Origin of the sequence: Prevotella sp. 20925_1_30, assembly GCF_041433025.1 — a bacterium.
GTDB classification, from domain to species: domain Bacteria; phylum Bacteroidota; class Bacteroidia; order Bacteroidales; family Bacteroidaceae; genus Prevotella; species Prevotella vespertina.
Window position 1 is genome coordinate 83,292 of record NZ_JAPWAR010000001.1, and the last position, 22,084, is coordinate 105,375.

At 43.1% G+C, this 22,084-nt stretch carries 17 protein-coding genes; 12 read left to right on the top strand and 5 right to left on the bottom strand.

Going from position 1 to position 22,084, the window contains the following annotated elements; genetic code table 11:
- Positions 1-486: 486 nt before the first annotated feature.
- A complete protein-coding gene (locus O3603_RS00345; protein WP_273540757.1) occupies positions 487-1,416 on the bottom strand; it encodes a lipopolysaccharide assembly protein LapB in 930 nt (309 codons plus the stop codon).
- 142 nt (positions 1,417-1,558) lie between these two features.
- Here O3603_RS00345 and yfcE point away from each other — a divergent pair, with 142 nt between their 5' ends.
- Positions 1,559-2,098, top strand: coding sequence for a phosphodiesterase (yfcE, locus tag O3603_RS00350; protein WP_036895586.1), 540 nt, complete (start codon positions 1,559-1,561; stop codon positions 2,096-2,098).
- A 90-nt stretch (positions 2,099-2,188) separates the two neighbouring features.
- Here yfcE and dusB read toward each other — a convergent pair whose 3' ends face one another.
- Positions 2,189-3,145, bottom strand: coding sequence for a tRNA dihydrouridine synthase DusB (gene dusB, locus O3603_RS00355; RefSeq protein ID WP_371519464.1), 957 nt, complete (start codon positions 3,143-3,145; stop codon positions 2,189-2,191).
- Positions 3,146-3,280: 135 nt separating this feature from the next.
- On the opposite strand from dusB, the gene O3603_RS00360 reads away from it, so the two are divergent.
- From O3603_RS00360 to O3603_RS00385, 6 genes are all read left to right on the top strand, one after another.
- Positions 3,281-5,158: a heavy metal translocating P-type ATPase gene (locus tag O3603_RS00360; protein ID WP_371519466.1), complete on the top strand. Its 1,878-nt coding sequence runs from the start codon at positions 3,281-3,283 to the stop codon at positions 5,156-5,158.
- 268 nt (positions 5,159-5,426) lie between these two features.
- The gene (locus O3603_RS00365; RefSeq protein WP_371519469.1) at positions 5,427-6,086 is read left to right on the top strand and encodes a hypothetical protein; all 660 of its coding nucleotides are present in this window, start codon (positions 5,427-5,429) and stop codon (positions 6,084-6,086) included.
- Positions 6,087-6,651: 565 nt separating this feature from the next.
- Entirely contained in the window at positions 6,652-7,329 is a 678-nt protein-coding gene (locus O3603_RS00370) for a succinate dehydrogenase/fumarate reductase cytochrome b subunit (protein ID WP_371519472.1), read from the top strand.
- Between the two features lie 37 nt (positions 7,330-7,366).
- The gene (locus O3603_RS00375) at positions 7,367-9,349 is read left to right on the top strand and encodes a fumarate reductase/succinate dehydrogenase flavoprotein subunit (RefSeq protein ID WP_371519474.1); all 1,983 of its coding nucleotides are present in this window, start codon (positions 7,367-7,369) and stop codon (positions 9,347-9,349) included.
- 110 nt (positions 9,350-9,459) lie between these two features.
- Positions 9,460-9,813 carry a four helix bundle protein gene (locus tag O3603_RS00380; RefSeq protein ID WP_004358894.1) on the top strand — a complete coding sequence of 118 codons (354 nt, stop codon included), beginning with the start codon at positions 9,460-9,462 and terminating at the stop codon, positions 9,811-9,813.
- Positions 9,814-9,860: 47 nt separating this feature from the next.
- A complete protein-coding gene (locus O3603_RS00385) occupies positions 9,861-10,619 on the top strand; it encodes a succinate dehydrogenase/fumarate reductase iron-sulfur subunit (protein WP_009435456.1) in 759 nt (252 codons plus the stop codon).
- Positions 10,620-10,944: 325 nt separating this feature from the next.
- Here O3603_RS00385 and O3603_RS00390 read toward each other — a convergent pair whose 3' ends face one another.
- On the bottom strand, positions 10,945-11,763 hold the full coding sequence (locus O3603_RS00390; RefSeq protein WP_371519476.1) for an oxidoreductase: 819 nt from the start codon (positions 11,761-11,763) through the stop codon (positions 10,945-10,947).
- Positions 11,764-12,060: 297 nt separating this feature from the next.
- Between O3603_RS00390 and O3603_RS00395 the strand changes: the two genes are divergently transcribed.
- The 4 genes from O3603_RS00395 (at position 12,061) to O3603_RS00410 (ending at position 17,191) form a co-directional block, all read left to right on the top strand.
- Positions 12,061-13,257, top strand: a complete 1,197-nt coding sequence (locus O3603_RS00395; protein ID WP_371519479.1) for a serine/threonine-protein kinase — start codon at positions 12,061-12,063, stop codon at positions 13,255-13,257.
- Positions 13,258-13,399: 142 nt separating this feature from the next.
- The gene (locus O3603_RS00400; protein WP_371519481.1) at positions 13,400-14,131 is read left to right on the top strand and encodes a M15 family metallopeptidase; all 732 of its coding nucleotides are present in this window, start codon (positions 13,400-13,402) and stop codon (positions 14,129-14,131) included.
- Between the two features lie 127 nt (positions 14,132-14,258).
- Positions 14,259-15,569, top strand: coding sequence for an RsmD family RNA methyltransferase (locus tag O3603_RS00405; protein ID WP_371519484.1), 1,311 nt, complete (start codon positions 14,259-14,261; stop codon positions 15,567-15,569).
- Positions 15,570-15,640: 71 nt separating this feature from the next.
- Positions 15,641-17,191 carry an endonuclease I family protein gene (locus O3603_RS00410; RefSeq protein ID WP_371519487.1) on the top strand — a complete coding sequence of 517 codons (1,551 nt, stop codon included), beginning with the start codon at positions 15,641-15,643 and terminating at the stop codon, positions 17,189-17,191.
- Between the two features lie 208 nt (positions 17,192-17,399).
- On the opposite strand, the gene O3603_RS00415 is transcribed toward O3603_RS00410, so the two are convergent.
- Positions 17,400-17,954 (bottom strand): DUF3332 domain-containing protein, encoded by a 555-nt coding sequence (locus O3603_RS00415; protein ID WP_371519490.1) that lies wholly within the window; start codon positions 17,952-17,954, stop codon positions 17,400-17,402.
- Positions 17,955-18,010: 56 nt separating this feature from the next.
- A complete protein-coding gene (locus tag O3603_RS00420) occupies positions 18,011-19,672 on the bottom strand; it encodes a DUF6377 domain-containing protein (protein ID WP_371519493.1) in 1,662 nt (553 codons plus the stop codon).
- Positions 19,673-19,905: 233 nt separating this feature from the next.
- Between O3603_RS00420 and O3603_RS00425 the strand changes: the two genes are divergently transcribed.
- Positions 19,906-22,044, top strand: a complete 2,139-nt coding sequence (locus O3603_RS00425; RefSeq protein ID WP_371519496.1) for a glycoside hydrolase family 97 protein — start codon at positions 19,906-19,908, stop codon at positions 22,042-22,044.
- Positions 22,045-22,084: the final 40 nt, after the last annotated feature.

Genomic DNA, 22,084 nt, shown 5'->3' on the forward strand with positions numbered 1-22,084 from the left:
AACCTCTCGATAAAGAAAAAATAAACTATTTTTATAATATTATTAATCTGTTAATTATATATTTTTAGATTAGTTTTTGATGTAATTAATCGTTCTTTCAAATATAAACAAGTATTGCCTATGTAACTCAAGGGCGTTTTATCTTGTTTTGAACATGCTTACTTCCCATTCATCAATGCGATTATTTCTGACAAGAAAAGGACATTCCTCAATCGTGTAAACGGCTATCTTCTGCAGAATGAATTGTTATTTTGAGTGTTAGATAATGAATCTTGCATTACTAAAGAGTTTCACCTCCTATGTCTCCTCTTGTTTCTTTAGATTTTCCAAGTATCTAGATTAGTCTGTATAATCCGTGTTTTACGTGATAAAAAGGTGTCAGCAAAGAATAAAAGAGTCCTTTCCTGTCCGATTTCTATTAGTTATTCTTCCCTTTGAAGAGGGCTAGAAGGGGTATAATGGGCGGTGTTTGGAGAAGCAAAATCTCTACAAGATTAATTCTTTCACCACAATCTCTTGCTCCCGATAAAAGGCTTTTTCAGCTGCATCAGATACTGGATTAACTTCTGACAAACTAGCTGCAAGATTCTGCATAGCCCATGTGATGGTGTAACCAGCCTGTCGCCTTGCTTCAAGGCACTTGTCTAGTTCGTAACGCGCACGGGCTTTATCCTGTCTAAACAACAATTCGGCAAGCGTGAAACGCAGGCGTTGTCGGAACTTCTCATCCCTCTGTAATGTGATAGCCTTGCATAATAAGGCTATCTTATAACGCTCATCCTCAATGAGGTTAGCCAACTCTTGGAACTCATTTGACTTCTTCGACCTACTTATCAAATGCCGATAAACATTGATGGCTTTGTCCTTCTTGCCCATAATCTGGTAGATGATAGCCTTGTAACGTTGGTTATCTCGGTTATAAGGACTATGTTTCAATGCTTCAGCAAGGATGGGGGCAGCCCGTAAAGCCATATCGACAGTAGGATTAGCAGCTACTTCCTTGAACACTTTCCCTACAATCCTCATCCCCGTGGAGGGCGTCACAAAGCCTTCATGCTGCGTCCCTTTCCAATCATCATCAGTAAGGCGTGCGATGTTCCAATGCGTTATGAAGTCGAGTATTGAGAAACTATTGTTGTGCTCGAAGACCTGTATTGCAGCCCTCATCATTGCACTCTGTCCCTTTAAATCAGTGTCTTTCATTGTGGGATAAAGCCTCATTAGACTCTTAAAGATCTTATATGCCTCCTCTAAACGGCGTTGTTGATACCGCAAACGCATCATATCTACACCCACCCAAAACATGGCTATCGTTGTATAATGCCCCTTGTGAGCAGCATACAAAGGTAAGATTGCAGCATAAGCATCCTCTGTTCGCCCCTGTCGGCGTAGTTCGAATACATCCTTCACATCCATAGTAGTAGTAATAGATAGTTGTTGTTGCAAATATAAACAATAATCTTGAAAAATGCAGAAGATGGTGAACTAAATCGTAAGGAACGATATTTTCTGAATGAATTGCAGTACCTTTGCCTTAGAAACAAACAACAGAAAGAACATGAAATATCTATTTGTATCAGACATCCACGGCTGTTTGCCGACCCTAGAGAAGGTGTTGCAATTCTATGATCGAGAGCAGTGTGATATGTTATGTATCCTTGGTGACATCCTAAACTATGGTCCGCGCAACTCTATTCCAGAGGGTATTAATGCCAAAGGGATCGTTGAAGTATTGAATAAAAGAGCACAAGATATAATCGCAGTAAGGGGTAATTGCGATGCAGAAGTTGACCAAATGCTCCTGAAGTTCCCCTTGATGGCAGACTATATCATGCTCGTTGATGAAGGAAAACGGCTCTTCCTCACCCACGGACACATATATAATAAGGAGAAGATGCCCGTAGGTAACATTGATGCCATTGTATATGGACACACGCATCTGTGGGAGTTAACACATCAAGAGGATGCTCTGGTCTGCAACTTAGGATCGATTACCTTCCCTAAAGGAGGCAATGTTCCAACGTTTATGACATACGAGCATGGTGTCTTCACAGCCTATAACTTGGATGGAGAAGTATTAAAGCAAGAACACATATAAGCCGTATCTGGTGCAAAAGAAAAGGGATTGAACGTATAAAGCTAACGTTTAATCCCTTTTTAATTTACCTTTATCAGTAATAAAGCTAACCTATTCTCTCAAACGCTCCCGACAATCTTCAAGAATTGACAAGAGTTCGTCCACCTTCGTAGCACGTAGCATAGAGATACGCATCTGCTTGAAGTCTGGAATGCCTTTAAATATCGGTGAAGCCGCAAGGTGGCGTCTTGTATGCAAGATACCACGGTATTCATCAATGCGTTCAACATTGATCTTGAGCATTTCCTCTAGTACATCTATCTTCTCATCGAGGCTTATCTCATCTGCTTTTGGGCTGAAGATCCAGGGGCAACCGAATGTTGCTCGACCAATCATAACGGCATCCACGCCGTAAGTATCGAACTTCTCGCTTGCTTCTAAGCGATTCGTCACATCCCCGTTACCAATGATTGGAATCTTAATACGCGTGTTCTTCTTCACTTCTCCTATGAGTGTCCAGTCCGCCTGACCTGTGTACATCTGCGAACGAGTGCGCCCGTGAATCGTTAATGCTTGTATGCCGCAATCTTGCAGTTGCTCTGCCAGGTCGGTAATGATGAGGTGTTCGGTGTCCCAACCTAGTCTTGTCTTTACCGTAACAGGTACATTTACAGCCTTAACAACCTCTCTTGTGATCTCTAACAGCAGTGGGATATTCTTCAACATACCCGATCCTGCCCCCTTGTTTGCCACCTTCTTCACTGGACAACCAAAGTTGATATCTATCACGTCAGGCTTTACTTGCTCCACAATCTTGGCTGCTTCAACCATAGAAGCTACATCCCTACCATAGATCTGTATGCCTACAGGACGCTCGCTATCGTCTATCACCATCTTAGAAAGCGTCGACTTGATACTCCGAATGATTGCATCTGCCGACACAAACTCGGTATATACCATTGCTGCCCCATATCTCTTACACATCTTCCGAAAGCCTATGTCGGTCACATCTTCCATCGGTGCAAGGAATAAAGGACGCTCTCCTAAATCAATCGAACCTATCTTCATGCCTGCAAAGGTAACAAAAAAGTGAAAGAGAAAACGCCTATTTCTATAAAAAGAAGTGGCATCTTTGCAACTGGGTTGCGAAAGTTTATGCTTAACTTTGCGGCAGAATATTAATCAAGTAACATATTTTTAGCTATGAATAAGAAGTTATTACGCATCATTCTCACCGCTATCCTGCTTGCAGGAGCGTGGCTCGTGGAGCATTATGCAGGACTTGCTATGTGGCAGGTACTGCTTGTTTATCTCATTCCTTACCTCCTCATTGGTTACGATGTATTGTCAGAAGCAGTGGAAGGAATCATGGATTTGGATCCATTTGACGAAGACTTCCTGATGGCATTAGCAACGATAGGAGCCTTACTCATTGGTTTCTTGCCTGGAGCAGAGCCTCAATTCGTTGAAGCAGTGTTTGTGATGCTGTTCTTCCAGTTGGGTGAGTTGTTCGAAGACTACGCCGAGGACAAGGCAAGAGATTCGATAACAGAGTTGATGGACATACGCCCTGACACTGCAAACATCGAACGGAACGGGCGCATTGAGGCGGTTAGTCCAGAAGAGGTAAGCGTTGGTGACATCGTAATCGTTAAGCCGGGAGAGAAGATTCCACTTGATGGTACGATCCTTGAAGGCACTTCCAGTCTTAATACTGTAGCCCTTACGGGTGAGAGTCTACCACGAGATGTGCAAGAAGGAGACGCTGTTATCTCTGGATGTGTCAATCTCTCGGGCGTTCTGAGGCTCCGTGTCGACAAGTCCTACAGCCAGTCTACAGCTGCAAAGATTATCCAGTTGGTGGAAGACGCAGGTAATAACAAGTCGAGAAGTGAGTCATTTATCCGCCGATTTGCACGTGTCTATACGCCAATCGTGGTCATTTCTGCCCTTGCACTGGCACTTATTCCACCTTTCTTCTACGATAGTTATGCCCCAGCCTTTGCTACTTGGCTATACAGAGCATTAACCTTCTTGGTTGTTAGTTGCCCTTGCGCACTGGTGATTTCCATCCCATTAACCTTCTTCGCAGGTATTGGTGGTGCCTCACATAAGGGTATTCTTATCAAAGGAGGCAACTATATGGATGCCTTGGCAAGGCTTCAGACCATCGTATTTGATAAGACTGGAACATTGACACACGGCACTTTTGAGGTGGAGGCAGTGCATCCTGACAACTGTTCGGAACAAGAGTTACTACACCTCGCAGCGCATGTTGAGCGTTATTCAAGCCATCCCATTGCTCTCGCCTTACGACAGGCTTATCCCCATGAGGCTGATAATTGCTGTATAGAAAACGTGCATGAGACGGCTGGACAAGGCGTTTCTGCAATGATCAATGGGCGAGTTGTCAGTGTTGGTAACGACAAAATGATGAAAACATTAGGGCTTTCAACCCCCGTATGTAGCCGTTGTAAGAATCATGTAGGTACTATCGTGCATGTTGCCATCAATGGTGTTTATGCTGGACACATCCTTATCTCTGATAAACTGAAGGCTGACGCACGTGAGGCAATCAGCTCTTTAAAGACCTTAGGAGTGACTCGCACGGTCATGCTGACAGGTGATAAGGAAGATGCTGCACGCCAAGTTGCCACAGAAACAGGCGTAACGGATTATCATGCCGAGCTACTCCCAGCTGATAAGGTCGCACGTGTTGAACAGCTGTTGAGCGATAAGAATGAGAACGGAACACTTGCTTTTGTGGGTGACGGAATCAACGATGCACCTGTACTAGCACGTGCCGACGTGGGGATAGCGATGGGTGCTTTGGGTAGCGATGCCGCTATTGAAGCCGCAGATGTTATCCTCATGGATGACAAACCATCGAAAATCTCGCTTGCAATCAGGCTCTCCCGCCGCACCATCTTCATAGCGAAAGAGAACGCATGGTTCGCTATTAGCATAAAAGTGGCAGTCTTGCTCCTTGCCACCTGTGGCTTTGCAAGTATGGGATTAGCCGTCTTTGCAGATGTTGGTGTAATGGTTCTTGCTGTTCTCAACGCAATGAGAGCACGATAAAGAACGTACTTTATTGGTCGAAATAACACACGACTCGTTTGTCTGAAACCGATTGGGACTTGCAGACAAACGAGTCTTTTTATTCGTAAGATAGGATTTATAACATTCTCAAAAACGCTTATCTTTACTTTAAATAATGTTAGTATCCTTTGTAATTAACCAAAAATTATCAACAAAGGAAAGCGCAAATGGAAACTTTTATATAGATTTGCAGCAGAGAAGATGAGGTACTTCTCACATCTAAACAGACTATTAACGAATAACAGCTATGGATAGGTTATACTCGGCGATACAGGTTCCTCACATGGAAAGGAACTATGATAACATTCGTATCATGGCTTTATTGCTGTGGTTATTGTCGGTATCTTCCATGGTAGCACATGCCCAGAAGACGTTGGTTTGTGATGCTGCTACACACTTTCCCATACGTGATGTGCTGGTTAAAGTGGATGGTCGTAACCTCGGAATGACCACTTGGCAAGGACTAATCAACCTACCCGATACGTTCCAAACAGCCACTTTCAGCAAGAAAGGGTATGTCCCCGAGAAATTGTTTAGAGCCGAGATTCTACGTGATACTGTCTTTCTTTATCCTGCAGAACATTACTTGGATGAGGTTATCGTGACGGGTCGGCAAACTACAGATGGGCGTGCCTTGCTGGAGAAAATGCCGAAACGTGACATCTTAGAAAAGCGTCCGAAGTGTAAGAGAAGCGAGTTTGATATAGGTTTAATGCTCGATAGGAGATACCGAAGAGACAAACAGCACGTGGAGCAACTACGTAAGATTTTCAAGAAGATGGATGGAGTTGAAGACCATGAAGACCCTATTTTAAAGGCTTATAGACAAACGCTATTGGATCAGAGGAACGATTCCCTCAAGCAAAGTATGCAACGAAAAGAGGGGGAGAGTGAGCCTTCTAAATAGGAAAAGAGTACTCTTTAAAAGGTTAAAAACACTCTGTTCAATAGGAGGTAACGAATGCTTGGTAGGAAAAATAATCTATTTTTAGTTTGTTTTTAGTCTCTTATGTCTTAGTTTTTAGTTTATTTTCCGTATTTAAAAAGGCTTCTTTGCAAGATAGGGTGTTGTGGTTAAGGAGATAGCTAAAGTTCGTCTCTTAGATAGCAGATGGTTGTTATAAAATAATCAAAGTATTTCGTCGGGAAGAAGGAATGGTTGAAAGGAATAAAAACAGCGAAAAGCTAGCTCTGAGAAGAGCTTTTTCTCGTTTTTAATCTATCCTCATTTATTAGGATAGATAGCGTTTCCTTATTTTAAGTCTAAATACTATATATTTTGATGAAATAGCTTTGTTAAATCATTAAAATATAGTACTTTTGCAGCAAAATAGCCCCAGTAGCATACCAACTTTTTGGTATCTCTGAGGGTGAAAGATAGCTTTGAGGTGGGAGTTAATTATTATCTTTCTGCCTAATAACCATTAGAAGTAATAATTCTAACAGTTTAAATATTTAAAATCAAAACATTTATGTGGTTAATCAATTCATCTATTGGTAGAAAGGTGATTATGTCCGTGACGGGTATAGCCCTTATTCTATTCATGACGTTCCACTGCTGTATGAATCTTGTAGCGCTCTTCTCAGGTAGTGCCTACAATATGATTTGTGAGCTATTAGGTGCTAACTGGTATGCAGTTGTTGCAACAGTAGGTCTTGGCGCATTGGCTGTTTGTCACATTGTTTACGCATTCATCCTTACAGCACAGAACCGCCGTGCACGTGGCGACAACCGTTATGCAGTCACAGAAAAGCCTGCAAAGGTGGAGTGGGCAAGCCAGAACATGCTCGTATTGGGTATCATCATCTTACTTGGTATCGCTCTTCACTTGTTCAACTTCTGGTATAACATGATGTTTGCAGAGCTTGTTGGCATGACAGTAGCACATCACCCATCTGATGGCTTTGCGTTCATTCAGGACACATTTGCCAATCCTATCTACGTAGTATTGTATGTTATCTGGATTTGCGCATTGTGGTTCCACCTCTCACACGGCTTCTGGAGTGCTATGCAAACAGTAGGTGTCAATGGTAAAGTATGGTTCAATCGTTGGAAGGTAATCGGTCTTGTCTATGTGACATTATTGATGTTGTGCTTCCTTATTGTAGTACTCGCATTCGCTTTCGGATGTGCTCCTAGCCTTGCATAGTTAAGTATCTAAATTGAAAACTAAATTCAAAACAATCATGACAAAGATATTAGATTCCAAAATACCAGCAGGTCCTGTAGCCGAGAAGTGGACTAACTACAAGGCACATCAGCGTTTGGTTAACCCAAAGAATAAACTGAAACTGGATGTTATCGTTGTTGGTACAGGTCTGGCTGGTGCCAGTGCTGCCGCTTCTCTCGGTGAGATGGGCTTCAACGTATATAACTTCTGCATCCAAGACTCACCTCGTCGTGCACACTCAATCGCTGCACAAGGTGGTATCAATGCTGCTAAGAACTATCAGAATGATGGTGACTCTGTTTACCGTTTGTTCTATGATACAGTGAAAGGTGGTGACTATCGTGCACGTGAAGCTAACGTTTATCGTTTGGCAGAAGTGTCTAACGACATCATCGACCAGTGCGTTGCTCAGGGCGTGCCATTCGCTCGTGAGTATGGTGGTATGTTGGCTAATCGTTCCTTTGGTGGTGCTCAGGTAAGCCGTACCTTCTATGCTAAGGGACAGACAGGTCAGCAGTTGTTGCTTGGTGCATACTCATCATTAAGTGCACAGATTCAGGCTGGTAAGGTAAAGCTCTATACACGTTATGAGATGGAAGACGTCGTTATCGTTGACGGTCATGCACGTGGTATCATTGCTAAGAACCTCGTAACTGGTAAGCTAGAGCGCTTCACTGCAAACGCAGTTGTTATAGCAACTGGTGGCTATGGTAACACTTACTTCCTTTCAACCAACGCTATGGGTTGTAACTGTACAGCCGCTGTTCAGTGCTATCGTAAGGGTGCTTACATGGCTAACCCATCTTACGTTCAGATCCACCCAACCTGTATCCCTGTACACGGCGACAAGCAGTCTAAGTTGACATTGATGTCAGAGTCTCTGCGTAATGATGGTCGTATCTGGGTTCCTAAGAAGCTCGAAGATGCTAAGGCATTGCAGGCTGGTACAAAGAAGGGCTCTGATATTCCAGAAGAAGATCGCGACTACTACTTGGAGCGTCGTTACCCTGCCTTCGGTAACCTCGTACCTCGTGACGTTGCATCACGTGCTGCTAAGGAGCGTTGCGACCATGGCTTCGGTGTTAACAACACTGGTCTTGCTGTGTTCCTCGACTTCTCTGAGTCTATCAACCGCCTTGGTATCGATACAATTCTTCAGCGTTATGGTAACCTCTTCGATATGTATGAGGAGATTACAGACGTCAACCCTGGTGAGTTGGCAAATGAGATTAACGGCGTGAAGTACTACAATCCAATGATGATCTTCCCTGCTATCCACTACACAATGGGTGGTATCTGGGTTGACTATGAGCTGATGACAACCGTTCCTGGTCTGTTCTCTATTGGTGAGTGTAACTTCTCTGACCACGGAGCTAACCGTCTTGGTGCTTCTGCTTTGATGCAGGGTCTTGCTGATGGTTACTTTGTATTGCCATATACTATTCAGAACTACCTTGCTGATCAGGCACTCTGGGCAAAGGTTCCAACCGACCGTCCTGAGTTTGATGAGGCTGAGAAGGCTGTTATGGCTGAGACAGATCGTTTGATGGGTATCCAGGGTAAGCGTTCTGTTGACTCACTCCACAAGGAACTCGGACACATTATGTGGGAGTATGTAGGTATGGGTCGTACCAAGGAAGGTCTTGAGGAAGGTCTTAAGCAGTTGAAGGCTCTTCGTGAGGAGTTCAACTCTAACCTCTTTATTCCTGGTAAGAAGGAAGGCTTGAATGTCGAGCTTGACAAGGCAATTCACCTCCGTGACTTCATCCTTATGGGTGAGCTCGTAGCTTATGATGCATTGCATCGTGAGGAGAGTTGTGGTGGTCACTTCCGTGAGGAGCACCAGACTGAGGAAGGTGAGGCTAAGCGTGACGACGAGAACTTCTTCTATGTTGGCTGCTGGGAGTATCAGGGTGATGACACCAAGACCCCAGAACTCATCAAGGAACCTCTCGAGTATGAGGCAATCAAGGTACAAACACGTAATTATAAAAACTAGTTGACGAGTTGACGGGAGGACAAGTTGACAAGTTGTTAGCTTGTTCTGCCTTAAACATATTCCATTAGTATAATACAGACAATATACAAGATGTAATACAAACAAGGTCGATGAATACTCACAAGGATTTGATCGTCTGGCAGAAAGCAATGGAACTTGTCTTAGAAGTATATAAGGCAACAAAGACATATCCACGGGAAGAACTATTTGGATTAGCTTCCCAAATGCGTAGAGCCGTTGTATCAATTCCCTCGAACATAGCAGAAGGCTATGGCAGAATCCATACTCGTGAAACTGAGAGATTCCTTAGTATAGCATTAGGTTCTGCGTGTGAGTTAGAAACTCAATTGATTCTATCGAAAGACTTAGGGTATATCTCGACAGAACTTGCACAGCAACTATGCGATAAGACCCAAGGCATAATTAGGATGCTAACGTCTTTGATTAAGACTTTGAACAAATAACTTGTTTACTTCACAACTTGTTTACTTGTCAACTAAAACATAACACAATGGCAAAGAATATATCATTCACAATTAAGTATTGGAAGCAGAACGGCCCACAAGATCAGGGTCATTTCGATACACATGAGATGAAGAATATCCCAGATGACACCTCTTTCCTTGAGATGCTCGACATCCTTAATGAGGAGTTGATAGAGGCTGGTGATGAACCATTCGTCTTCGATCACGACTGCCGCGAGGGTATTTGCGGTATGTGTTCACTCTATATCAATGGTACTCCACATGGTAAGACAGAGCGTGGTGCAACAACTTGTCAGCTCTACATGCGCCGTTTCAACGATGGTGATGTGATCACTGTTGAGCCATGGCGTTCGGCTGGTTTCCCTGTTATCAAGGACTGTATGGTAGACCGCACAGCATTCGATAAGATTATCCAGGCTGGTGGTTACACAACAATCCGCACAGGTCAGGCACAGGATGCTAACGCTATTCTTATCTCTAAGGACAATGCTGATGAGGCAATGGACTGCGCAACATGTATCGGTTGTGGTGCTTGTGTTGCAGCTTGTAAGAACGGTTCTGCTATGCTCTTCGTATCATCTAAGGTTAGTCAGTTGGCTCTCTTGCCACAGGGTAAGCCTGAGGCTGCAAAGCGTGCAAAGGCTATGGTAGCTAAGATGGATGAGGTTGGTTTCGGTAACTGTACCAACACACGTGCTTGCGAGGCAGTATGTCCTAAGAACGAGAAGATTGCTAATATCGCTCGTTTGAATCGTGAATTCATCAAGGCAAAGTTTGCTGATTAATTCGAGACAATCGTTAGTAAATCACTAACGCAAACATAATTAAGAGGATATGTCGGGGCTTCCTGGACATATCCTCTTTCGTTATATAATAGGATTGAAACAGCTCTGAAACCATCAGATGACGCACTTCCAATGCATTGTAATGCGCTGTATAAAGAGTTGTAACATTACTATAGAATGAATTGTAACGTACGATACAATCGAGTATCACGCACATGATAATCGAGTATCACACGTATGATACTCCAGTATCATAAGGATGATACTGAGTGAGATAAGCCCACAACGTGGCGTATATAGTACTTATGCTGATTTTTACTCCTGCCTAGCTTATGTGCATCATAATGAAATCAAACCAGCGAGTTGGTAATATTGTATGTAAGAAGACGAGGGGTTTCGCACCAAAACCAATGAGATATCGTGCCTTTGGGTGACGTGCATTTGTGGCACGACTGATAACCTTTGCAATTACTTCAGGGCTGCTCATCATGTTACCACTATACAGCTTACGCAGACCTTCAGCCACCTTCTTTGCCTGTTCCTCGTATGCTCCTCCCTTTGAGCTCTCCTCTAAGTGGTCGGCAGCAATGAAGCCCCAAGGCGTCTTAATGCCACCCGGTTCGATGATAGCAACGTTGATTCCGAATCCTTTCGTCTCCATTCTCAAAGCATCGCTGAATGCTTCAAGGGCATACTTAGTCGCATGATACCATGCACCGAAATAGAGAGTCAGACGCCCGCCCATCGAACTGATGTTGATGATTGTACCGCTATGTTGCTTGCGCATGTGGGGTAATACCTTCTTCGTTAACATAGCAACACCAAAGAGATTAACGTCGAATTGCTTGCGTGCCTCCGCTATGCTAACATCCTCAATGGCTCCAAACGAACCATAGCCAGCATTGTTGACCAATACGTCAATGCGCCCTTCAGCTGCGATAACAGTATCAACAGCTTTATTAACACTCTCTTCTATGGTTACATCCATCTGCAATGTCTTCACACCGAACTGCTTTAGTGCATCCATCTTCTCAACTCTTCGTGCTGCACCATATACTATATGTCCTTGCTTCGCAAGCATCTCTGCCGTCTGATAACCTATACCACTACTTGCTCCAGTGAGGATGATTACTTTCTTTTCCATTGCTTAATTATAATTCTGTTAATTATTTGCTACCTAATTGCAGCGCAAAGGTAAGTATTTCATCTAGTATCGCAAAAGGCACATCAGAGTATATCTTGCTAATGAGAAGAGCTGGTAATGATTGGATACAAAATAAGCCGTAGGGTTCTATCTGATGCTGTCCAATATTGCTACTGATGCTTACCAGCTTAACATCTATTTATGCTTAAAAGCCTGTAACTATGCCCTATATCAATTTTTTTTGCTAATTTTGCGCACAGAGATACATATTAAGTTATTTAAGTGCGATAGATATTCATGACAGATAAGAACAATACATCCAACCAGTCTTCATTGATAGCTGAGGCTCCTTTGAAAGCTAGTTACACAGATTACGAGGTTATTCCTTCACACGGATATAGCCTAATTGTGAAATGTCGTAAGGGCGAACAGACAGTCATCCTCAAAGGTTTAAAGGAAGAGAATAGTAAGCGAACGCTACTAAGAAATGCCTTGAAGCGTGAGTTCAAACAATGTCAACGATTGAACCACACGGGTATTGTGCGTTATCAAGGACTTGTGGAAGTTGACGGCTATGGGCTTTGTATAGAGGAGGAGTTTGTAGAAGGTCGCACATTGCAGGCTTATCTTAAAGAACAACACACTGACGATGAGAAGATAGCTATTGTAAATCAGATAGCAGATGCGCTCCGATATGCTCATAATCAGGGTATCGCTCATCGCAACCTCAAGCCTTCTAATATTCTTATCACCGCTCAAGGCAATTACGTGAAGTTGATTGATTTCAGTGTATTGTCGCTTGATGACGTTAAAGCAACCGCTGACACAACCCGCTTCATGGCGCCAGAACTGAAAGACGAAACCATGACTGCCGACGGAACAGCTGATATCTATTCGCTCGGAACGATAATGAAAGTGATGGGGCTAACGCTTGCTTATAGTGATGTGATTAAGCGTTGTTGTGCCTTCAAGCGCAGTGATCGTTATACAAACATCGATGAGTTCCTAACCGATCTCAATCATGAAGGGTCGTCATTCACCATGCCTACAATAGGTAAAGGCACCGTTATGGTGGCTGTGATTGCGGTGCTTGTGATTGTTCTGGGCATTCTGACATATAATTATGGTGGTGCTTTGCTCAATCAAATGGGCAAGATAGATGTCTCATCTGTCTTTAAGTCGGATGAGGAGACAGCTCCCGAAGATAGCGTAAAGGTCACTACTCCTAACGAGCAGACCAACGATAGCACCCATAATGCGGCTCCAATGACAGGGAAACTCGCTTTCCTCAACACAATGAAACCCGCTCTCTATCACGATTTGGATAACATCTTTGATAAGAACTCAGCCGATCAAGCGAAGTTATCGAAGGCAATCAAGAGTTATTATCGTGGACTTATTCAAGCCAATGATACACTCGACTCTGAGCAAAGAGCTGAACTCGACCGTGTATTCGGTGACTATGTAAAACAAAAGAAAGCTGCTTTGAAATAAGATATAAACGCTATTTCCACAGTGATAGAAATAACAACAGGGCAAGTTCTATGTATTCCTTCAATCCATCATGGTTGTAAGAAAGAATAGAACCTGCCCTTGTTTTTATTCTTGTCAATGGTTATTAAAAGAGAAGAACAGAATGAAGCAAATCTATTACGCACTACTCGCACTATTCCTTTCCACCACTTCTATATATGCACAGAAGCCTGCTACGGATCGTCGCTTGGCTGCTGGTCAATCCATGGAGAGGCAAGGTTTGGTGAATATTAAGCGTGTCGTGCCCTCAATAAAGGTCGCTTTAATGTATGCACGCACCGATAACTTCTGTAATCGACAGCTCTATCACGATCTTCGTGACGCTTATGTCCTCTCTCGTTGTGCGGAGGCTCTGCGTAAGGCACAAGCTGAATTGAAGCGTCGCAGACCTGATTTGAGTTTATGTATATTTGATGCTACACGCCCAATGAGCGTTCAGCAGACGATGTGGGATGCCGTGAAGAACACATCCAAATACTTCTATGTGTCCAACCCAGCGCATGGTGGAGGTATGCACAACTATGGAATGGCAGTGGATATTAGTATTTGTAAGGCTTCATGGAACGATGCCACATGGCGTGAGGGGGCTGCACGTTGCCATATAGACACAATCCCTATGGGAGCAAAGGTTGATCACATGGGTGCTGCAAGTCATATAGATAAGGAACAAGGATTACTTGAACGGGGTATTATCTCACGTGAGGCACTTGCCAACCGACGGTTACTTCGAGAGGTTATGACCGCTGCTGGCTTCATGCCAATACGCACTGAATGGTGGCACTTCAACCTTTGTACGAGGGAATGGGCGAAGAGTAACTTGAGAGTGGTTAGGTAGAGATGCCTCAACAAAAGCCCCAACAAGCCTCACCCCCAGCCCCTCTCCGAATGGAGAGGGGAGTAGATAGTATCATTGGCTATTGTTAGATGGAAAGGAAAAGGTGTATAAGTAAGAACAAAAAGAGATGGTAAAACAGCAAAGGAATACGCTACAACAAGGAGAGTTTCCACTTCCGAGATACGTGCGAGAAACCCTCAATAAGCATAACATACCATTTCCTTCTTCACTCGGAGATGGTACTGGCGTGAGACTCTTAGCTCTTCAAGCGCATAACTATCCTGACATTGATATGCCCTTCTTGCTTAATCAGCTTACAGGATGGCTGAAGGCGCACACCAAGTTGCCCTCATGGGCTGCACAAGAGGATATTATCTATCCGCCACATCTATCTATGGAGCAGTGCTCAAGTGAGCAGACCGCATTGTATAAAGCTAACTTATTAGAGGAACTGAGTGCCTCTCATGCACCTTCTTCATCTACTCACTTTGTTGATCTCACGGGTGGTTTTGGTGTCGACTTCTCATTTATAGCACGCAACTTCGCCCATTCCACCTACGTAGAACAGCAAGAACAGCTATGCAAGGTAGCACAACATAACTTCAAGGTGTTAGGTTTGAGTCACGTAGAAGTGGTCAATACAGATAGTACAGAATACCTCCATCAAATGCAACCAGTCAATGTTATCTTCCTCGATCCAGCACGTCGTAACGAGCAAGGGGGCAAGACTGTATTGATAGAAGATTGTTCTCCTGATGTGTTGACACTAGAGAAGGAACTCCTAGAGAAGGCAGACACCATTGTTCTGAAGCTCTCGCCAATGCTTGATTGGCACCGAGCTGTAAACGAACTAAACGTTATTGGCAACGTTGTACGTGAGGTTCACATCCTCTCTGTACGCAATGAATGTAAGGAGTTATTGATTGTTTTGCAGAAAGAAGAGCCCCAGGCAGACACTACAATGGGCTCAATACCTAAACTCCGCATTGTTTGCATGAATGATGGTGAGGTCGTTTCCTATTATGAAGAAGATACAGCAGGCATCTTACCGAGCATTCTTTCAACCGCACCTACAGCTGGTCAATATCTCTATGAGCCTAATGCTTCACTGATGAAAGCGGGTTGCTTTGCCCTAATCAGTCGTCGTTATGAGGTTTCTGCACTAAGTGTAAATTCTCATTTATTTGTCTCCAATAGTCTTATAGAGCACTTCCCGGGTCGTAGTTTCCGCCTTGTTGCTGTCTCATCATTCAATAAGAAGGAGTTACGTCGCACCTTATCAGCTATCAAGAAAGCTAATCTTGCCGTGCGCAACTTCCCTATGAGCGTTGCAGACTTGCGTAAGAAACTCAAGATAAAAGAAGGAGGAACAGATTATCTCTTCGCTACTACCGATGCAAATAACAATCATCTCTTACTCTTATGTGCGAAGGTGTGAGTGATAAACAACGTTGATCTCCTCGTAAAAAAGTATTTATCATTATTCATCAAAATAAACCAATAAGAACTATGAACAGGTTATTTAAAATGGTCGTCGCCACGACATTGATAGGACTCTCTATGTCGGCGAATGCCATCGATCGCCAAAGTCTTAAACAGTATGCCGCTTCTTTAAAAGGACTAAAGAAGGAGCAACTAAAGAGTGCACTGCACACTCTGATGGACAAAAAGACTGTCTTGAAGTATGGCCGTGGTAACAAAGGCACATGGTGGGGCTTTTGGTACACCGATCGTGACCCTCAAACCAAGGAATGCTACAACCGTTATAGCGATAAGAAGTTCTACTTCGTCGACCACAGCGGAGTAGCTATTGCAGACATGAACATCGAACACTCGTTCCCAAAGAGCTGGTGGGGAAAAGAGAAGAATGATGCTTGGTGCGACCTTTATAACCTCTATCCATCTGATGCAAAGGCTAACAGCGATAAGAGCAACTACCCGATGGGTGTAGTTGTAAAGGTTACTAAGCCTGCTGGAGAAGGCTATGATAAGGTAGGAACAGGCTATGCAGATGGACAACTCATCAAGATGTGGGAGCCAGGCAATCGTTTCAAAGGTGAGTTCGCACGCAGTTATCTGTACATGGCAACCACTTATCAGCACCTAAAATGGGTGAACGTAGGCTTACAAAGCCTTGAGAATAACAGCTGGCCAACGCTTAGGGAGTGGGCTTATAAGCTCTACCTCAAGTGGAGCAAGCAAGATCGTGTAGACCAACAAGAGATTGATCGCAACAATGCAGCAGCCAAGATACAGAATAACCGTAACCTCTTTATCGACTATCCAAACCTTGCTGAATATGTTTGGGGTGATAGTGTGGATGTTGCTTTCAACCCCGATCTATCTATAACGACGGCTTCTGACGATGCACGTTATACTGGTGCAATCGTCACACCAACTAATCCAAGTGAAGAGCCAGGTACTCCTGGGGGTGGAGAAGACGATCAAGTAACTCCCAAAGAGAGTAAGTCTTTTGTGAAAGCAACGGCTGTTCCTGTTGTTAATACACAGTTCCTTCTTGTTGTGAAGGTAGGTGAGAACCTCTTTGCCGGTCAGACCGTTCAGGGCAAAAAGGGCTATGGTTATCTAAATGGATCAGTAGTAACAACTAAGAAAGAGGTTGTCTTTACTTCCGATGAAAACCTATTCTTTACATTGGAACAGGCTGCGGGAGGTTACTACATCAAGGATGCTAGTGGTCGTTACTTCTATCAGGATGGTACGCATAAGAACTTTAATGTAGTCAATTCAACCGATAAGGCAACTATATGGACAGTCACTCCAAATGCTGACGGAACATTTGTTATCACAAGTTCTGATGGTCACGTCGTACAGTACTCAACGCAATATAAGTCGTTTGGAGCATATAAACCAGCAAGCTCTGGGAACCTTTCTCCAATGCTATATGTATATGATGCAACAGCAGGAATATCAACTCTTAATGTTGTAAAGAGTGATGATGAAAACGTTTATAACCTACAAGGAGCGCGTATGCCAAAGGATGCGCAGCTCGCACCGGGTATCTATATCCGTGGTGGAAAGAAGTTTGTTGTAAGATAGATCGTCGGTTTTAATTCCCCGTTCTATGCGTATATAAAAAGAGAGAAAGGCGTCTTCTCCATTTAACAAGGGCGTTTCCTTGCATGGAGAAGAGCCTTTCTTTAGTCTCAAGAGAGCCTCTCTTGAAAAACCATCTAGCCATCCCTTGAGGGGAAAGTGGCTAATGGATACTATGATAGTGTATGTTGATACAACCGAGACAATCGACTTATCGTCTTGCCATGAAGTATGTTGTACCAGCTTGAGCCTGCTGAACTTCTAACAAACCAGATGCATCTGGCGTTACATCAACAGTCAAACCATTATTCAAGAAAGCCTTAACAGAACCATTACCATTAAACTGGATCACCTTTTGTTCTTTGCCTTCTGCATTCATATACCATGTGTTCTCTTGCTTATTGTACGTGAAGTAATAGACCTGACCATCGGGTTTTGTGATCTCATAACCATTCTCCAAGTACTTAACAGCGTACATTAAGCCATCGTCACCCTTGATGTTTCGAACCTTACCAACGCGATTGGCAACAGGGTTATCACCAGTCCAGAACTCAATAGAGTTGAGTACTAACGTATCTGCCATACCGCAGAATGCGTATGCAGGAGATATTACTAAGAAGATAATCTCATTGATGAACTTAGACTTAGTGGCGTGTTTATTCCACTGCGCAAGCTTGTTGAACAAGGCAAATGAACCTACACAAGAACTCATGAGGGTTGCTGCTACTAGCAAGCTAACCACTGTTTTAATACTTTTTGTCGTCATACTTTTTGTTTTAAAGTGAATAATAATAATGTTGTTAATTAATTTGTTGTTTCTTATTAGTTGTTTCCAATGACGCTACAAAGTTTCGATACTTCTGCTTCAAAGTTCGTTTTATCGATGGCTTTGGCTTTAAGTGCAGAGCGATAGTTGTATATTGTCTGTGGAGAATAGAACAGTAAATCAGCTATCTCGGCACTCTCTTTTACGCCAAGGCGTATGAGAGCCATGATACGTTGGTCTGTTGTTAGCTCGTTGGAATGGGCGTTTTTTATCTGATAGTCCGCTTTTAGTAATGCGTTTAGCTCCTTTGTGAATGTTGGATAGAGGTCTAGAAATGCCTTGTCAAAGCGTGAAAGGAATGTAGCTGCATCCTCTTCGGACAGCCGACCAGATGAGAGTTGACTCAAGAGTTCGCTTGTTTGGTTTGCTTTTATCTTCCTTTTTACCAGCGTCTGTTGCTGTTTTAGTCTTGTAATGTACTTTGCGCAAAGGTCAATATATAGCTTTGCCAATCCTTCCCGTTTGCGATTTGTGTCTATTAATAGGGCATTTAGCTTATGTAACTGTGTGTTTAAGCCTTTCTGTCGAGTGTTAAGTTCCGACAAACTATCATTGTTCTTTTGTAATTCTCGCTGTTGTAAACGCAGTCGTTTGGTCTGTTTTACAATATACGTGATGGCTACGAGTAGGAAAATTAGGAGCAATGAGATGGCAATGATAGCAATCATCTGCACCCGATTACGCGTGTTTAATGTCTGTTGATAGCTGTTGACAATGACTGGTAACTTATTAGATATCTCTATAATACGTAGTCTGTTGTTATAGAAACGAGCATCTTCAAGTGACTTTTGAATATACTCCTGTGCTCGATCAATTCGGTTTTTATCATGCTCAAAGATGTACATGGCAAGCGTTTGTAAGGCGTAATTCTCCATCGTACAGTTCTCAGCATCAGCAATACTGGACAATAGAAGATACCTTTCTTGCTGATCCGTTCGCCCTTCATTGGCGTAGCTTCCTGACAAGGCAAAGCATGCCATAGCATAAAATCGTGAGTCGGTGGGTAAGAGGCTAGCTGCTTTTAGATAATGAGAACGTGCTTTCTTGGGGTCGTTAAGTACAAACACGCAATATTCCCCATAGTAGTATTCGTAGGTTCTTGCGGTTTCATCGCAATAATCCATTGCTTTAATCAATGCCTGCTTAGCCTTCTCACGATGGATGGGAGCGTATTTCTGGTCATTACAAAAGTCTGCCCAATAAGTATGAATACGGAAGAGAGAGAGGTAAAAATCGAACTTTTGTGTTCTATCCAGCGCTGTTGTATCCACTAAACTTATGGTTTCTATAGCCTCATTGTATAATCCGCCGATAGAAAGAAGCTCCGCTTTATGAATGACATTGCTGTTATAATAATATGTATTCGCTGTTTCCTTTGCTAAGTCAATGCCTTTGTCGAGGTAAGTCATTGCTGAATCAAATTGGAAAACATAGTATTCTTGATAAAGCAAGTCGTATGTCTGCAATCGTTTTAAGGTCTTTTCTTCTGTGAGAAGTCCTTTTTTTATTCGGTTAATAGTCTCATTTTTCCTTTTAATATGAGCTGTTTGATGACTCAAGAGAAGGTCTAACTGCTCTTGTAAATGTTGTGTGTCATTGTCAGCAAAGAGACCTGTTGGCAATGCTAGTAAGGATATGTATAAAAGTAATTTGCGCATCTTTTAATCTCTTCTGACTGCAAAGATAATACTTTACTATCAATTAAGAGATATCTACTTAATATAATTATTATCTTCATTCAAAGACTTGATTGCTAATGTCTTAAACGATAATACTTGTCGAAATTGTCTACTTATCAACTACTCAAAGAACCTTTTATTCACTTTTTTAGCTATCTTTGCAAGTAAAGATAATTAAAAATTAAAATCCAATTAATACTTTTAACAAAACAATGAAGAGATTCAATATTGCCCTTATGGGGCTTTTGATGGGTATGGCAAACCTTGCTTCTGCGCAGACGGTTACGTCTCCTAATGGTAAGATTGCTGTTAAGTTCTCACTTACAGGAAATGGTGTGCCAACTTATGAGATGACTTACAAAGGTAAGGAAGTCGTTAAACCGTCTCATCTTGGTCTAGAACTAGCAAAGGACAAGCACGCTAGTAAGGGGATGGATGAGACTAGTTTGATGGATGGTTTTCAGACAACTAGCACAAAGACAACCACCTTTGACGAGACATGGAAACCTGTTTGGGGAGAAACTTCAACGATTCGTAACCATTATAACGAGCTTGAGGTAGACCTTAACCAACCTAGTAGTAAGCGTGACATCATCATTCGTTTCCGTGTTTATGACGATGGAATGGGCTTGCGTTATGAGTTCCCACAACAGAAAGAGTTAAATTACTTCGTTATAAAAGAGGAACACACGCAATTCGCAATGGCTGGTGATCACACTGCATGGTGGCTCCCTGGAGACTATGACACACAAGAGCAAGAGACGCAAGAGAGCAAGCTCTCTGAGATACGCTCACGTTTCCATGATGCTGTGAATTGGAGTAACTCTTCTGTAGGAGTGTTCTCTGAAACGGGCGTTCAGACCTCTTTACAGATGAAGTCAAACGATGGTCTCTACATTAATATACATGAGGCTGCATGTGAGAACTACGCTACGATGCACCTTAACTTGGATGATAAGAACATGGTGTTTGAGTCTTGGTTGACTCCAGATGCAACTGGTTTGAAAGGCTTCATGCAGACACCTTGCACAACACCTTGGCGTACGGTCATGGTGAGCGATGATGCTCGTGATATGTTAGCAAGCAACTTGATTCTCAATCTCAATGAACCATGTAAGATTGAAGATACCTCTTGGATTCATCCAACTAAGTATTGTGGTGTATGGTGGGAAATGATTGCTGGTGGTAAGTCATGGGCTTACACCGATGATTTCAACTCTGTTAAGCTCGGTCAAACAGACTATGCTCATGCCAAACCAAACGGTCATCACCCTGCAAACACAGCCAACGTGAAGAAGTATATAGACTTTGCTGCAGCGAACGGATTGGACCAAGTGTTGGTAGAAGGCTGGAACATCGGTTGGGAAGACTGGTTCGGACACTGGAAACAAGATGTGTTTGACTTCGTAACTCCCTATCCTGACTTTGATATAAAGGCTCTTAACGAGTACGCCCATTCGAAGGGTGTGAAGCTGATGATGCACCATGAGACCTCTTCAAGTGCTCTTAACTATGAGAGACACTTAGAGGATGCGCTCAACCTGATGAATAAATACGGTTATGATGCAGTAAAGACTGGATATGTCGGAGACATCATTCCACGTGGTGACCATCACTATTCTCAATCAATGAACAACCACTACATGCACGTAATTAAGGAGGCGGCAAAGCATCATATCATGGTGAATGCACATGAGGCAACGCGTCCTACAGGTCTTTGTCGTACTTATCCGAACATGGTGGGCAATGAGTCTGCACGTGGAACAGAGTACGAAGCGTTCGGAGGAAGCGACCCCAACCACACTGTGATATTGCCTTTCACACGCTTACAGGGCGGTCCTATGGATTACACTCCTGGTATTTTAGAGACTCAACTGTCTACTTGGTGCAGCAACAAGAGCTGGGTTCACACCACACTCGTTGGCCAGCTCGCTCTTTACCTAACCATGTATAGTCCATTGCAGATGGCTGCCGACCTTCCAGAGAACTATCAGAAGTACAACGATGCATTCCAGTTTATTAAGGATGTAGCCGTTGACTGGGACGATAGTCGTTATCTTGAGGCAGAACCTGCACGCTATATTACAGTTGCAAGAAAGGCTAAAGGCACCAATAACTGGTTCGTTGGAGGTAAGACGGGACTTGCTGCTCACACGAGCAACATCAAGTTAGACTTCTTAGACAAGGGTCGCAAATATGAAGCAACCATCTATGCTGATGCTAAGGATGCCGATTATGAGAAGAATCCAAAGGCGTATACTATCACAAAGCGTAGCGTTAAGAAGGGTGATGTCCTTAAGTTACAAGAGGCTCGCGGAGGTGGTTTTGCCATCAGTATCAAGGCTCTTTAAGGAGGGTGAATACACATTGAAGTGTAGCTAAATAATAGCA